Here is a 14397-nt window from a genome sequence, read left to right on the forward strand (position 1 = left end):
GTATGGCGACCCGCGACCCGCCCACGGCGGCCACGTGTCACGGTCAGCCGATCCTGCTGCGATCCCTCAGGTACCTCGACCTCGCGGCAGGGCCAACGGGCGTGACTCAGTTCGGCCGATCCGGCTCAGGACTGCGTCGGCTCGTCCGACGGGCGATCCTCGGTTGGCCAGCCGTCCACGGACACCGCAGCGGTGTGCGCGGTGGTCAGGACGGTCTCCTCGTCGCGCAGCGATGCCACGGCGCGGAGGAACTGCATAGTTTGCTGGGCGTCGTCCATCTGCTGCCTCTCCTTTCAGGTCATCTGTGGTCAGGACTCCGTCGAGTCGTCGGACGGACGGCCCTCGGCCGTCCAGCCGTCGGCCGAGACGGCGGAGGTGTGCGCGGTGCTGAGCACCGCCTCGTCCTCACGCAAGGACTCCACGTCCTCGAGGAAGCGAGTGATCCTACGGTCTTCGGTCATCTGCCTCTCCTTCCGGAAGAGCTTCCCAACACCCGACCCGAGCTGCGGCGTTGCAGCCTGGGTCGGACATCTCTGCGCGCCCCGACGCGCCTGCCGCGCAAGGCCGCGTCCGGTGGCGGCACGAGCCTCACCCGGCGACCCCGGTGGCGGTCCGTGGGCTGCCGACGGTCACCGCGTCCCGGTCCGGGCATCCGCACTGCCCCAGCGACCCCGGCCGCACCTTCCGCGTCCACCCGACCAGGAGGTCGACCGTGGCCGGGAGGGCGTCGAAATAGTCGTCCCAGCCCGCCCGCTCCGCTCGCGCGATGCCGAGGTCCAGGACCGGGTAACTGCGGCCGGACGTGGCGCACCGCAGGTCGGCACGGCCCGCGGTTACCACACACGCCGAGGGCACCCGTCCCTCCGCCTCCGCGGTCACCCGGCACAGGGCCGAGGCGATCCTCGCGTACTCACGACGATCCCGGGGCAGGATTCCAACGGTCGCGCCCACCGGTTGGAGGTCGAGCCCGTCGTACCGGTGGCCCTGGCAGCTGTCGTACGTGACGCAGCCCCAATCGGTGGTAACGACGTCGAGCAGCGGCCAGATGCCTGGCTCGATGCCGGCCCGCCACTGTGGGTGCCGAGGGTCGAGGTCCGGCGCCTCGTGCACGCCGGGCTCGCCCACGCAGTTGACGTTGCCATGCGCGCTGTGCCGCAGTTCGACCGGCTCACGGACGACCCGCGCGTCGTCCCAGCGTGCCAGGAAGGGTGCCACGTCCCGCATCACGTTCGGGGTCCGGGGCCGCCACCGTAACCGGCGGCACCAGGCACCCCACGGATCCGCCGGCTGGGCGACCAGTGCGGCCACCCCGTCCACCAGTCGCATCCGGTGATCGCAGTACGCGTCGTCGCTGGCGAACGCCTCCCGATGGCGCAGCCGGGAGGCCACGCACCCGCCTCCGCAGGTGTCGCGGTAGCGGCAGGACACGCACTTGGCCATCAGCCCCTGGCCGTCGGTCAGCAGCGGCAGGCTCCGCTGGCGGTCCACCACCTCGCCCTCGTCGCCCAGCCGTCGCAGGTGCCCGAGCTGTGCGCCCGGCCAGGGCAGTTCGTCGCAGCTGCCGAACCGGCCGTCCGGGTACAGGGTGAACACGTGGTCGCACTTGAGGTTGGAGAAGTGGCAGAAGGTTGTGCCCAGGCCGCGCAGCCGGCGGATCGTCGAGACGGCAGGCTCCAGTTTCATCCGCGCGGACAGACCGCTGCCGATCCAGTGCGCGGTGGCCCGCAGCACGAACTCGCCGTATTCCTCGGGGGTCACCGCCCAGGACGGTGGGGCGGCACCGGACACCGCTGCGAGTTGCAGCTCGCGGCTCCTGGTCGGTCGCTGCCCTACCGGCCTGGTCGCCCGCCGGACGACGGTGTCGAAACACGGGACGAAGCTCAACGAGTTGACCGAAGAGAACCCGGCCAGGTGGTTCATGATGTCCTCGGCACGACCCAGGGACCGCCGCGTCACGGTGGCGATCACGCCGACCGGTCGGGCCCGGTCCGCGAGCATCCGCAGAGCCCTGGCGACCTTCGGGTAGGTCGGCTGCCCGTCGTATCCGACCCGCCACGCGTTGGCGTCGGCGTCGCCGTCCAATGAGACACCCATCGACAGCCCGGGGTAGCGCTCGTCGAACAGGTCGAGCCAATCCTCGTCGAGCAGTACGCCGTTGGTCTGCATTGACACCTTGACTACCGTCGGCTGGCGGCTCAACGCGTCGAGTACGGCGGCCATCATGGGTTTGCCGATCGTCAGCGGCTCGCCGCCATGCAGTTCGACGACCAGCGGACGATTCCGGAACAGCCGGGAGAGCTGGTCGATCTGCTCGACGGAGATCCGGGCACCGCCCGGTGCCTCCTTGCGTTTCTCGTAGCAGTACAAACAGTCGATGTCGCACAGTTCCCCGCGGAGTTTGACGATGACCGAGACCGCCGTGTCGGGCGCCGACTCCTCCAGCGACTTATAGAGCGCCTCAATATCCGGGTGCGCAATGCGCCCCATAACGGCCTCCCCCGCCGTATGCCGAGCCGACCCGCGTGGCCGCATTCTCATCGCCGAGCAGGCTGGGCCTCATGATTAGGTCAGAGAATTGAGTGTCGTGCTCGACCGGCTCGCCCCCGTGCCGGGCCGGACTGTTGGTCGCCGGGAATACGTCAGGGATTTCAAGCCACCAGGCCCGGGCGACATCCGATTCAGGCAGGCCGGAGGTGTCCGTCCGTCCTCGGCGCTTCGGATCAGATTATCGTCAAACATCCTGCAGGCTGACGCGACGAGGGCAGAACGGCGGTGATCCCCCGGTCCAAAGCTTCCTCGTCCGTCACGTCCGCGTAACGGCAGCAGACATGACCTGACCTAAGCACATCCATATCGATCCCCCGCTGATCAACGATCGCAATCGTCAAGACTCAATGTCTGCTCAGCAGCAAACCACGGAAATTCTGGTTAGGCAAGCCCTGCCGAGCATGCGACCTTCGCGGTACACTCCTGCAGCAGACCGGTCGAGCAGCCAACAGAACGGGGAGGCGGCGAGAACGGAGGCACGGTTGCAACGATCATCAATCGCCGATACCGCAGGTCGCGGGGCCAACGAGACCTGATCGATCATTGAACGCCCGGTCCACTGTCGACTGGCGATTCGCCTCAGCAGCAGGTGTCGATGGCGACCACCGGCACGGGCACGCGGACCTCCGGATTCGCCGACGCTCCGCCGCGCTCGTCCATACCAGCTGACAGGTGACGGGACTTCGCGTGAGCTGATTCGCCGTCGACTGTCTCCCTCCGGTGACCCATTGGCAGAAGCGCCTCGTGCGGGGTCAGCCACGCTCGGCGAAGACACGACGCGGACGGGTAGGGCCCCCCGTAACGGTCGGTGCGGGAGACGCCCACGGAAGTCACGTCCGTGGCCGACCAGCAGCCAGACGAACGCGCATCATTGCCACTTCGAGAACAGCGCAAACGGGGAAGGAACCGCCGATGAACCTCGATGCCGTATTCGACCTTCCAAGTGTCGAGCACTTTCAGCGCGGACGGGCGGAACGGATCCATGCCCTGCTGGCTGACCACGCCGCTGCCGCGCCTGGCCCTGGCACGCCCCCCGCACCCTCCCCGGAGGGGAGGCTCCCCGGCGGCGGTCCGGAGCTGCCGGGCGACCCGGTCGCGGACGCCCTTGCGCATCACTTCCTGGAAGGTGCCGAACGGGCCGCGCGCCGCAACGACCCAGCGGCATTCGGGTGGTACCGCTCGGCGCCGAAGCGCAGTCACCGGGAGTACCTCGTGGCAACACCGGTGGGCACCCATCTCCTCATCGACCCGTCCGCTGACGAGATGCTGGAAACGGAGATCTCCGACACCCCGATCTGTCTCCTCGGGCCGGACACCCAGCCGCCGTCCGGTCCTGCGCGCGACCTGGTCGTCGAGGCCGTACGGGTGGGCGCCGAGGCGGGGTTCGGAACCCTGCTACACGGATCCGCCCCGGTGATCGTGCTACTCGCCCGACGGTCCCTCGGTGAGGTGCTGACAAGTTGGAGCATCACGCGGCTGCCGGGCACGATCTTCGTCGACCATGTCGACGACCCGACCGTACTCGCCCGCGACATCATCCACGAGGCCGGGCACAACTGGCTCAACGGTGCACTCGCCACCTACGAGATCAAGATCCCGGAGAGCGTCACCTTCCACAGTCCCTGGAAACGCAAGCACCGCCCAGCCTTCGGTTTCATCCACGCCTGCTGGGCGTTCCCGCTCACGGTCATCTTCGCCGATCGGGTGCTGTGCCAGGTCCAGGGCGCCGTCGCCGCCTACCTCGCCGCGTATCTCGACAAACAACGGCCCCTGCTGGCCGCGGCCGAGGACGATCATTCCCGGGCGCTGGACCTCATCGACGAGCCGGACCTGCGGTCGCGTCTCGCCGACGTGTTCGCCGCGGCGCGCGCGCTCTGATGAAGGTCGGCTGCGGGTCCGGGCCGGGCCGCCACCGGCGCGGTCCGTCGGAGATCGTTCGCCACGTACGGGAGCTGCCGCGTGACCAGTGTGATGAACCCCTGCCAACCCGAGCCGCACGGCACCCACGCCTCGGATCCAGCTGACGGCGCGGGCGGACCGCACGGGGAGGCGGACAGGACGTCGCCGTGCCCCGCACGGCCACTCCTGCCCGGTGCGCGGCACGAGCCCGTCGCGTTCACCTCGGCCGAGCGGCCGACCGGCCCGGTGACCTGGGCCCAACAGCATCTCCTCGCCATCATGGCGGGGCTGCACCCGCACACCGCCAGCCTCAACCTCCGGTTCGCCTGGCCGTTGCGCTCCGGGGTGCCCCTGCCCGAAGTGCTTGAGGTGCTGCGCGACCTGATCACGCTGCACGAAGCGCTGCGAACGGTCTTTTTCCAGTCCGCGGACGGCCTTCGCCAGCGGGTGTTGTCGTCCGGTCGCCTCTTCGTGGAGGTGTCGGAGGTAGGCGCCGAGCCGGCAGCCGTCGACCATGCCGTGGACACACTGGCCGGCGAGCCGTTCGATTTCACCAACGAACTCCCGGTACGGGTCGCGCTGCTGACCTCCGGCGGTCAGCCCTGGTACCTGGTGTTCGCCGCCTGCCACCTGGTCATCGATTTCACCGGAGCCTGGCACGTCGGACACGGGCTGCGCCCGCTGCTGACGGAGCCGGACAAGACGCACCTGCCCGGCGCGGCGCGCCCGGCGCCCGGCGCCTGGCAGCCCCTGGACCAGGCCGGTTGGGAGTCCTCGTCCGCCGGGCTGCGCCTCAGTGAACGTGCTCTGGCGCAACACGAGCGGACCTTCCGGGCAATGCCGCAGACCATGCTGCCCCGCCCCGCGCGGGAGCCGGAGGAGCCGCGGTTCCGGTACGTGCGGTTGGACTCCCCAGCCCTGGCCCTCGCCGTGCCGGTGCTGGCGGCGCGGCACCAGGTCAGCCGCACGGCCGTGCTGGCCGCCGGCATCTGCGCGGTCGCCGGCTACGTCAGCGGCCTGGAACGGGCGTTCCTTCAGCTCACCGTCGGCAACCGGATGTCGGCGCGGACGCGCTCGGCCGTCGGAATGTTCACCCAGGACGTGCCGATCCACGTGGAGATGGCCGACGCGTCGATCACCGACCTCCTCACCCGGACCGAAGCCGCGGTAGTGACCGCGGCACGGTTCGGCCAGTATCCCCCCGGACCGCTCGCGGTCCGGCGCCGGCAGATCGAAATCGACCGCGGGCTGGCCTTCGACCTGTCGTGCTGGCTGAACAACCGGCTGCGCCACGCCCCGGGCACGGCGCCGGTCCGGCCGGACCGGCGCCTGCTCGAAGCGGCCGCGAAGCGGTCCCGTTGCCGCTGGGTGGGCGCCGACAAGAGCAGCACCAGCACGTACTTCGTCTACGCCGACGATGCCGGTGACGCGCTGCGCCTGACGATGCTGCTCGACACCGCCATGTTGCCCGGCGAGGAGGGTCCGGCGTGGCTGCGTGCCGTGGAGCGACTGCTCTGCGCGGCGGTGGTGGCCGACATCGGCATTCCTGACGTCGGTGACCTGGTCGACCTCTCGCCGACAGAGCGCAACGACGACTGGTGCCTGACCGGGGCGGGCTGGGTGCACCTGCCGTCCGCCACCGGGCTGCTGCGGCGCGCGGCCGGCACCGACCGGTGCGCGGTGACGGCCGCGTCCGCCGACGGCGGCGCCCTGCTCACCGCCTACCTGGACGCCGGAGGCAGACAGTTGGACATCGAACGGCTGCACGCCGACATCGTCGGGATGTTGCCCGGGATGCGCACGGCCGCGGCACCGCACCGGTACGTCGCCTGCGACGGCGTGCCGACCGGGCCGGGGCCCGGATCCGAGGTCGGCGGCTGGGCGGGGCTCCCGGTTCTGGCCGCGAGCACCGGGAGGCCCACCCGCCCGTTGGTGCCCGATCACGCGACACAGGAGGATCTCCTTGCCTGACCACCACCGGCTACGCATGGTCTTCGCCCAGACGCTGGACATCGACCCCGACTTCGACGTCGGTGAGGTCGGTCTGTACCAGATACCGGGGTGGGATTCCATGGGGCACATGAGCCTGATGGTCGCGATCGAGGAAGAGTTCGGCGTGGAGTTCAGCGCGGATCACACGATCGAGCTGAACAACTTCGAGACGGCGGTGCGGATCCTGCGTGAGCTGGGCTGTCCGGAATGACCGGGAGCCGGGACGACTCGGTCAGCCCGCGACTTGTCCACGAGATTCTCGACCTCGCGGCAGCCCGGTTCCCGCATCGCGCCGCCGTCAGGGACATCACGGGTGGGTGGACCTACGCCGACCTGCACCGGCATGCCGGCGAGGCGGCCGCCGACCTGCGCTCCCAGGGCGTCCGTGCCGGTGACCGGGTGCTGAGCCTTCTCCCGCCGTCCCGGCAGTCGGTGGCGCTGCTCTTCGCGGCGGTCAGGATTGGCGCGGTCCTCGTTCCGGTGGCCCCGGCGACCGCACCCTACCGGCTGCGCTGGCTGCTGGCCGACGCCGACCCGTCGCTGGTGGTGGCGGAAGGCGAGCAGGCGGCCCGGGCCCGGAGCCTCAGCGCCGTACCGGTGGTCGAGCCGGGCCGGCTGAAGGCGGCGAGGCCGGTCGCGGCGGCAGCCTCGGGCGGCGCACCGCCCGCCGTGCTCAGCACCGCGCTCACCGCGGCTGGTGACGCGCTGGCGACGGTCGGCGAAGAAGATCCCGCCCTGATGCTCTACACCTCCGGCAGCACCGCCCAGCCCCGGGCGGTGGTGTGCCCGCACGCTCGGGTGGTCTTCGCCGCCCGTGCCATCGCCGACCGACTGCGGTACACCCCGGAGGATGTCGTCTACTGCTGCCTGCCCTTCTCGTTCGACTACGGGCTGTATCAGGTCTTCCTCTGCGCGCTGGCCGGCGCGGAACTGGTGTTCGGCGGTACCGCCGTCGACGGTGGGTTACTTCGGGGCATCCGCGGCGCCGGGGCCACCGTCCTGCCGGTGGTGCCGACCCTCGCCGAGTTGCTCGCCTGGCTCGCCCGCCGGGACCGGGAACGCAGCGCGCTCCGGCTGATCACGAACACCGGTGCCGCGCTGACTCAGGCGCACGCAGCCGGCCTGCGTTTCGCCGCGCCCTCGGCCAGGGTCGTGGCCATGTACGGCACCACCGAGTGCAAGCGGATCACCATCGCGGAACCCGACGAGCACCTGTCCCGGCCCGGCACGGTGGGCGGGCCGTTGCACGGGACCCGGATCCTGGTCGTCGACGACGACGACCGGACCCTCCCACCGGGCGCGACCGGACAGATCGTGGCGGTGGGACCGCACGTCATGGCCGGCTACTGGGCGGCGTCCGGGCATACCGCCGGTGGATTCCGGCCTGCCCCCGACAGCGGCGAGCCGAGTTTCTACACCGGTGACTACGGCCACCTGGACCACACCGGACGCCTGTATGTGGCCGGTCGGCGCGACGACCTTTTCAAGCGGCGCGGCGTACGCATCAGCGTGCAGGAGATCGAGGCAGCCATGCTCGACATCCCCGAGGTACGCGGCGCGGCCGTACTGCCGCCCGGGCCGGACGGCCGACTCTTGGCGTGGGCGGTGACCTCGCTGACGCCTCGGCAGGTGCGGGCCGGTGTCGGCGAGCGGCTCGGCGGCGCCGGCACCCCGGACGTGTGCGTGGTCACCGAGGAACTGCCACGTACGACGAACGGCAAGGTGGACAAGCTCGCGCTCCGGTTGTCCGGGTCGTAGCCGGGATCACGCGCTGAGGCCGACGCCACCACCCGACCCGATCGTCCAACCGACCCCGCCCGGCGCCCCGTGCGTCGGATCAGACCAGGGCCTCCGGCGGCGTCGGATGGCCCAGAAAGGCGGTCGGGCTCGCCGTCAGCCCGTACGCACCGGCCTGGAACAGCACCACCAGGTCGCCGACATCTGCCCGGGGCAGCGCGACCTCGTTGCCCAGCAGGTCCAGCGGAGTGCACAGACATCCCACCACGGTGACCCGTCCGTCGATCTCGTCGTCCATCCGGTTGCCTATGACCAATGGATAGTTGCGCCGGATGGCCTGCCCGAGGTTGCCGGTGGCGGCCAGCTGGTGGTGCAGGCCGCCGTCCACCACGAGAAAGGTGCGACCCCGGGACTCCTTGCGGTCCACGATCCGGGTGACGTACACCCCGCACTCACCGACGATGTACCGGCCGAGTTCGACGACGACCTCCGCGTCGGGCAGATCGGGTCGGATCGCCGAGGTGAGCAGTTCGGTGAGGTTGGCACCGATCCGCTCCAGGTCCACCGGGACGTCCCGTTCGAAGTACGGGATGCCGAGGCCGCCACCGAGGTTGAGGTACCGCACCGGCGCCGGGGCGGCCTCGGTCAGCCGCAGAGCCAGCTCGACCGTCTGCCGTTGGGCCTGGCACAGCACGTCGGTGTGCAGATTCTGCGACCCCGCGAAGATGTGGAACCCGATGACGTCCAGCTCCATCCGGGTGAGGTCCTTGAGCAGTGCGGGCACCCGCTCGGCGTCCACCCCGAACTGCTGCGGCCCGCCGCCCATGCGCATTCCGGAACTCCGGACGACGAAGTCAGGATTGACCCGTACCGCGACTCTCGGCCGGATCCCGAGCCGCTCCCCGGCGGCCGTCACCCGGGTGGCCTCGGTGTGCGATTCCACCACCACCGTCACGTTCGCCGCGACCGCCTGGGTCAGCTCGGCGACGCTCTTCCCCGGGCCGGCGAAGCTCACCTTGGCCCCGTCGAGCGGGGTGTCCAGCGCGGTACGCAGTTCCCTCGCCGAGGCCACGTCGAATGCGTCGACGAGCCGGCTCAGATGCTGGACGACGGCGGGCATCGGATTCGCTTTCACCGCGTAGCTCAGCTCGATGCCCACCGGAAACGCGGCCCGGATGCGCCGTATCCGGTTGGTGAGCAGCGCCCTGTCGTACGCGAAGAACGGCGTGCCGCCGACCTGCTCGGCCAACCGGTCCACCGGAACACCGCCGACCAGCAGCTTCCCGCCCTCCAGACCGAACGCGGCGATCGACGGGTGCCTGCTCATCTCCCAGCTCCATTCGCGGTCACGCTTGAGCCGGCCCGGCGCCAGGACCTCGGCGTCGACGGCCACCATCGGCAACGGATTCTGACCGATCACCTTCGATGCGTCGAGGATAGTGCGCTCCGGCCCGATGCTGTTGATGCGGCCAATCGCCGGACCGGGAGTGGCGGTGTCACGACCCCCTTCGAAGGGCGACCGCCAGCAGTCATCTGTTGATCCTCACGGGTTCCGGCGAGACCCTCGAAGCAGGGTCTCGCCGGAGGCGATGGTCCGTGGTCGGCCAGCCCGTCACCGTGGCTGGAACTGCCACCAGTCGACGTTGAGCAGGTAGCCGCTGCCACCGGCGAAACGCAGGTAGAGGTCGTGCGTACCGGTCGCGCCGTTGATCGGGCAACTGACGGTCGTCCAGGTCTGCCAGCCCCCGGTACCCGGCACGGTGCAGGTTCCGACGAGGGTGCCGTTGCTGCCGCCGAGGCGAACCTCGATGCGGCCGCCGCTGGTCGCCGAGGCCACCCTGGCGCTCAGGGAGCCGGCGCCGGCGCCGAAGGCCACGCCCTTGACCTTGATCCAGTCCCCGTTCTCGATCCAGCCGACGTTCATTCCCCCGCCGCTGGCCGGCTCGGTCTCCACACCGGTCTCCCAGGCGATCGTCTCGGCCTCCTGCCGGGAGTAGGGATTGAGAGTGCCGATCTGCGGAGCTCCCGCCGTGGTCATGTTGATCGTCGGGATCGTGCCGTCGGAGTTGTAGTTGAACTTCTCCACCGCCACCGAACGGGTGAAGCCCCCGCCGCCCGGCAGGGCGCCGTTGTGGTAGAAGAAGTACGAGCCGCCGTTGAAGTCGATCACGCCGGCGTGGTTGGTGAAGCTGCCACCCTGTCGCGGCATGACCGTCCCGCGGTAGGTCCAGGGCCCGGTCGGGCCGGGAGCGGTCGAGTAGCCGATGAACTCCGAGCAGCACTCCGCCGCGAAGACGTTGTAGTACATCCCGTTCCGTTTGTAGACCCAGGGAGCCTCTTCATAGAGGGTCGGCCGGCTCGCGTTCCCGTTGCGGGCGCCGAACCCCGCCGCGGTCAGCGGGATCTGCGTCGCACTGCCCGAGTACGAGATCATGTCGGCGTTCAACCGCACGTACCACAGATTGGGGTTGCCCCAGTACAGGTACGCCTGACCGTTGTCGTCGATGAAGACGGCCGGGTCGATCTCGCCGTTCTCCACGAGTGGGCGACCGAGCGCGTCTCGGAACGGCCCGGTGGGGCTCTCCGACACGCCGACTCCGATGGCCATCCGGCCGGTCGCCCGATTCTTGACCGGCACGTACCAGTAGAACCTGCCGTTGCGGTAGATGGCGTGGCCGGCCCACGCGTCGGCGCTGGCCCAACTGAAGGTGGCCAGGCTCATCGGAGAGCCGTGGTCGGTCCAGTTCACCATGTCCGCCGATGACCAGACCCGCCACTCACGCATCGTGAAGTATGTCGAGCCGTCCTCGTCGTGACCGGTGTAGAGGTAGATCCGACCGTTGTGCACCAACGGCGCCGGATCAGCCGTGTAGATGGTCTGCACGATGGGGTTGTCCGCCCGGGCCACCCCCGGCACCGACACCGCGAGACACAGCAGCACGGACATCAGGGCCACCCGGCGTCTGCCTGCGGTACGGCCGAAGATTCCTGACTTCATCGTTACCTCCTGCTCGAAATCACGCTGGATCTCCCACCCGGTCGCCTCGTCGCGAGAGGGGTCGCCCTGACCTGCTGGTGGTGCTGGTCGCCGACCGGGCCGGCGCGGAGCTTGCCCTCTCCGCGCCGGCCCTCCCAGGCCACGGGCGGCAGCGACATGTCGGCGTTCACGACGCTGCCGCCGCGGCTGGAAACCGCGGCCGGGCCCGCCCGGTGCAGACCCGGCCGGTAGCCGGAACTGCCGTACGGAGCCACGAGACGTACCCGGCTGTGGAGGTAGCCGCCCGTCGATTCGACGAGCCGGAAAATGCCGGTGGACTTCGCGTTGAGCCCGTCGGTGTTGTGGTCGTCGTAGCAGAGTTTGGCGCCCGGATCGGCGGCGTCCGCGGCACGGAAGACGGCCTCGATCCAGTGGTTCATTGATTTATCAACCTTTCGATACCGCTACGGACAGGGACGCTGCGCTCTGTAAGCGCTAACACCTCCGCTACGCCTTGCCCGAGGCAGTAGGGATCGGCCCTGCGAGAGCGCTCACATTGATACCTGGAGATTGCCAGATGGTCACGCGGCCTTCAAGAGGCAAGCGGGAACAGCTACCCGAAATTTGGTCGGTACGCGGTTCACCTCAGGTAGGGACCTTCGACGGACGCGGTCAGTAGCACTTTCTCGACGGCGGCACCGAATCGGTGGAAAAACAGAACCACCGCAGTTTTGTGTTATCGAAACCCGTGACATGTGGTCGCGGCCGTCGCACCCCCGGGGACGTCGGTGGGTGGGACCGCGCCGAGGGCCCGGCCCCACCCACCCGCGCGGTCAGTTGCGCAGGTTCCACTGCTGGTTGGTGCCGCCGTGGCAGGCCCAGAGGTGCACCTTCGTACCGTTCGCCGTGCCCCGGCCGTTCGCGTCGAGGCAGAGCCCGGACTGCACGCCGGTGATCGTGCCGTTCGAACCGACGTTCCACTGCTGGTTGGTCTGGCCGTTGCAGTCCCAGATGATCGCCAGGGTGCCGTTGGTGGTGCCCTGCCCGGAAGCGTCCAGGCACTTGTTGCCGTACACGATCAGTTGCCTGCCCGCGGTGTAGGTCCACCGCTGGTTCGTCCCGCCGGTGCAGTCCCAGAGCTGCGCCTGGGTGCCGTTGGTGGTACTCGACCCGCCGATCTCCAGGCAGCGGCCGGACTGAACCCCGACGACCTGCACGTTCTGCTGGCCACCGCCGCTCTGCGGCCCGGCGGCCGCCATCACGGCCTGGGCGCCCGACGGCCAGTTGCCGCCGCTCACCGTGACGTTGCCGTAGACGACGTTGCCCCGGTCGCCGTTGGTGACGTTGGTGCTGCCGTTGGTCGACCAGTTGTCGGTGACGGTGAAGTTGCCCATGTTCTCGGCGAACCAGTAGTTGGCGGTGGCCCAGGTACCGGTGTTCGAGAAGACGTTGTTCCTGGCGGTCCAGTACCGCGAGCCCTCGTCGAAGTAGATCCCGAAGTAGCCGTTGGTCCGCAGGCAGTAGTTGTCGCTGATCAATCCACCCTGGTTCGCCGACAGCGTGTAGATACATCCGCCGTCGTTCATCTGCTGCATCACGTCGTGCACGTAGTTACCGACGAGCCGGTTGTTCGACGCGGTCGTCGGTGTCGAGTACCGCGGCTGGTAGTTGTACAGACCCCGGTCGGCGTAGTGGTTGCTCCCGCCGGCGTCGTTGGCACCCCACCCGTACCCCATCGACATCCCGGTGTACGGCATGTTGTACACCTCGTTGTACGAGACGGTGGCGTTGGTGACGTAGGTCGTCAGGACCGACACGATGCCCCGGTGCTCCACCCCGAGATCGTGCAGCCGGTTGTTGCTGATGGTGATGTCCCGGTTGACCATCCGCTGGTCGCTGGGGTGGTGCGCGTCGGCGCGCACGCCGCCGACGATGATGCCGCCGGCCGAGTTGTGGGCGATCTCGGACCTGCTGATGGTGATGTTGCTGGCGCCGAGGCCGACCCCGCTGCCGTGTGCACCGGCGTCGTTGCCGATGCCGACCGCCGTCTGCCCCAGGTTGACGAATCTAGAGTCGGTGAAGGTGATGTTGTTGGCGGCGGAGATCTGTACGGCGGCGGGCGACTGGAGCCAGTTCGGTCGGGCGGCCTCGAACTGCGGGCAGCCGTTGTGGCAGGAGGTGAAGCTGGGCCAGCTCCAGTTGCCCGCGATGTAGGCACCGGTCTGCTGGTCCGCATAGCCCTGGTTGCCGCTGGGCCCGAGCCAGCTCGTGCCGGTGAAGGTGATCCCGCTGAAGGTCAGGTGGTGGGCGGGCGCGTCGTAGCTGCCGCCGAGGTTGACCAGGGACTGGAGCGTCGGCAGTTCCACACTGACGTTGTTCATGTTCTGTCCGCCGAGCGGGATGTAGGACAGCGCGCCGCTGCCCGGGTCGAGATACCACTCACCGGGCGCGTCCAGGAACTCGTAGGCGTTGCTCAGGTAGAGCGGACCGGCCCGGTGCGGGCTGGTGAAGGTGTCGTACCCGAAGTTGTTGTTGCTCCATCCGGGCTGCTGCATCGTGATCAGGTTGCCGTTGATGCTCTGCACCGAGACGTACCGGTCGGTGAACGACCCCACGCTCTCGATCTGGACCCGGTTCTCGTTGGCCAGGTTGTTCAGGTAGCCCAGAGCGCTGTTGGTGAACCTCATCCCGGTGCTGTCCGCGGTGAAGTCGGCCCGGTTGACCTGGGTGCGGGCCCGGGTGGCGATGGCGCCGTCGACGTAGAGCTGCCGGCTGTCGAGACCGGCGCCGACGTTGGCCCGCCAGATGTTCCTGCCGGAGTCGACGAGGGACCAGCCGGTGACCGCCCGGGCGCCGCTGATCACGGGACGGGCCGACGGGGCGGCCTGCCAGATCACCCGGTAGCCGTTCGTTCCGGAGTCGGCGGCCGTCAGCCGGAGCGGGGAGGTGAGCCGGTACACCCCGTCGGCGAGCTCGACGACGATGTCGCCGGACATCGCCCCGGTGCGGGATCGGACCGCGGTCTGTGCGCCGGCCAGGGAGCAGGGCGTGGCGGCGGTACACGCGGTGCCGCTGCCCGAGGGGGATGCGTACAGGGTGGTGGTGGCCGCCAGCGCGGGGGCGGCCGAGGCGGCCACCACGGTCACGGTGGCCGCGGTGGTCAACGCCGCCGCGGCTCCGGCCAGCACCCGCCGCCGGGCAGCGAGAACTGAGGGTACGGACACGGGAGTCTCCTTACCTGCATG

At 69.4% G+C, this 14397-nt stretch carries 11 protein-coding genes; 4 read left to right on the forward strand and 7 right to left on the reverse strand.

Translation table 11 applies throughout. The features are described 5' to 3' along the window. Positions 1–125: 125 nt before the first annotated feature. The 3 genes from EV371_RS33480 to EV371_RS20140 form a co-directional block, all read right to left on the reverse strand. Positions 126–278 (reverse strand): hypothetical protein, encoded by a 153-nt coding sequence (locus tag EV371_RS33480; protein WP_165436758.1) that lies wholly within the window; start codon positions 276–278, stop codon positions 126–128. 30 nt (positions 279–308) lie between these two features. Then, on the reverse strand, positions 309–461 hold the full coding sequence (locus EV371_RS33485; protein ID WP_165436759.1) for a hypothetical protein: 153 nt from the start codon (positions 459–461) through the stop codon (positions 309–311). Between the two features lie 127 nt (positions 462–588). Continuing rightward, positions 589–2487, reverse strand: coding sequence for a radical SAM/SPASM domain-containing protein (locus EV371_RS20140; RefSeq protein ID WP_130463421.1), 1899 nt, complete (start codon positions 2485–2487; stop codon positions 589–591). 972 nt (positions 2488–3459) lie between these two features. On the opposite strand from EV371_RS20140, the gene EV371_RS20145 reads away from it, so the two are divergent. From EV371_RS20145 to EV371_RS20160, 4 genes are all read left to right on the forward strand, one after another. Beyond that, positions 3460–4425, forward strand: coding sequence for an aKG-HExxH-type peptide beta-hydroxylase (locus EV371_RS20145; RefSeq protein WP_130463422.1), 966 nt, complete (start codon positions 3460–3462; stop codon positions 4423–4425). An 81-nt stretch (positions 4426–4506) separates the two neighbouring features. Continuing rightward, positions 4507–6417: a condensation domain-containing protein gene (locus EV371_RS20150; protein WP_130463423.1), complete on the forward strand. Its 1911-nt coding sequence runs from the start codon at positions 4507–4509 to the stop codon at positions 6415–6417. Further along, positions 6410–6649 carry a phosphopantetheine-binding protein gene (locus EV371_RS20155; protein ID WP_130463424.1) on the forward strand — a complete coding sequence of 80 codons (240 nt, stop codon included), beginning with the start codon at positions 6410–6412 and terminating at the stop codon, positions 6647–6649. The genes EV371_RS20150 and EV371_RS20155 overlap by 8 nt, the downstream gene beginning before the upstream one ends. After that, the gene (locus EV371_RS20160) at positions 6646–8196 is read left to right on the forward strand and encodes an AMP-binding protein (RefSeq protein ID WP_130463425.1); all 1551 of its coding nucleotides are present in this window, start codon (positions 6646–6648) and stop codon (positions 8194–8196) included. Before EV371_RS20155 ends, EV371_RS20160 begins: the two co-directional genes overlap by 4 nt. Before the next feature lie 79 nt (positions 8197–8275). Here the strand turns inward: EV371_RS20160 and EV371_RS20165 are convergent, their stop codons facing one another. The 4 genes from EV371_RS20165 to EV371_RS20180 form a co-directional block, all read right to left on the reverse strand. Continuing rightward, a complete protein-coding gene (locus EV371_RS20165) occupies positions 8276–9595 on the reverse strand; it encodes a pyridoxal-dependent decarboxylase, exosortase A system-associated (protein ID WP_349340727.1) in 1320 nt (439 codons plus the stop codon). A gap of 192 nt (positions 9596–9787) precedes the next feature. Next, complete coding sequence (locus EV371_RS20170) at positions 9788–11173, reverse strand: family 43 glycosylhydrolase (RefSeq protein ID WP_165436760.1); 1386 nt, start codon at positions 11171–11173, stop codon at positions 9788–9790. 2 nt (positions 11174–11175) lie between these two features. Then, the gene (locus EV371_RS20175; RefSeq protein WP_130463426.1) at positions 11176–11592 is read right to left on the reverse strand and encodes an endo-1,4-beta-xylanase; all 417 of its coding nucleotides are present in this window, start codon (positions 11590–11592) and stop codon (positions 11176–11178) included. Between the two features lie 393 nt (positions 11593–11985). Further along, positions 11986–14376 carry an RICIN domain-containing protein gene (locus EV371_RS20180; RefSeq protein WP_130463427.1) on the reverse strand — a complete coding sequence of 797 codons (2391 nt, stop codon included), beginning with the start codon at positions 14374–14376 and terminating at the stop codon, positions 11986–11988. Positions 14377–14397: the final 21 nt, after the last annotated feature.

Source organism: Plantactinospora sp. CNZ321 (assembly GCF_004217235.1).

What these genes read in the sequence shown, in the direction of transcription:
- EV371_RS20170 (WP_165436760.1), bottom strand. Translation starts at nt 11,173, where the DNA reads ATGAAGTCAGGAATCTTCGGCCGTACCGCAGGCAGACGCCGGGTGGCC.
- EV371_RS20160 (WP_130463425.1), top strand. Translation starts at nt 6,646, where the DNA reads ATGACCGGGAGCCGGGACGACTCGGTCAGCCCGCGACTTGTCCACGAG.
- EV371_RS20145 (WP_130463422.1), top strand. Translation starts at nt 3,460, where the DNA reads ATGAACCTCGATGCCGTATTCGACCTTCCAAGTGTCGAGCACTTTCAG.
- EV371_RS20175 (WP_130463426.1), bottom strand. Translation starts at nt 11,592, where the DNA reads ATGAACCACTGGATCGAGGCCGTCTTCCGTGCCGCGGACGCCGCCGAT.
- EV371_RS33480 (WP_165436758.1), bottom strand. Translation starts at nt 278, where the DNA reads ATGGACGACGCCCAGCAAACTATGCAGTTCCTCCGCGCCGTGGCATCG.
- EV371_RS20140 (WP_130463421.1), bottom strand. Translation starts at nt 2,487, where the DNA reads ATGGGGCGCATTGCGCACCCGGATATTGAGGCGCTCTATAAGTCGCTG.
- EV371_RS33485 (WP_165436759.1), bottom strand. Translation starts at nt 461, where the DNA reads ATGACCGAAGACCGTAGGATCACTCGCTTCCTCGAGGACGTGGAGTCC.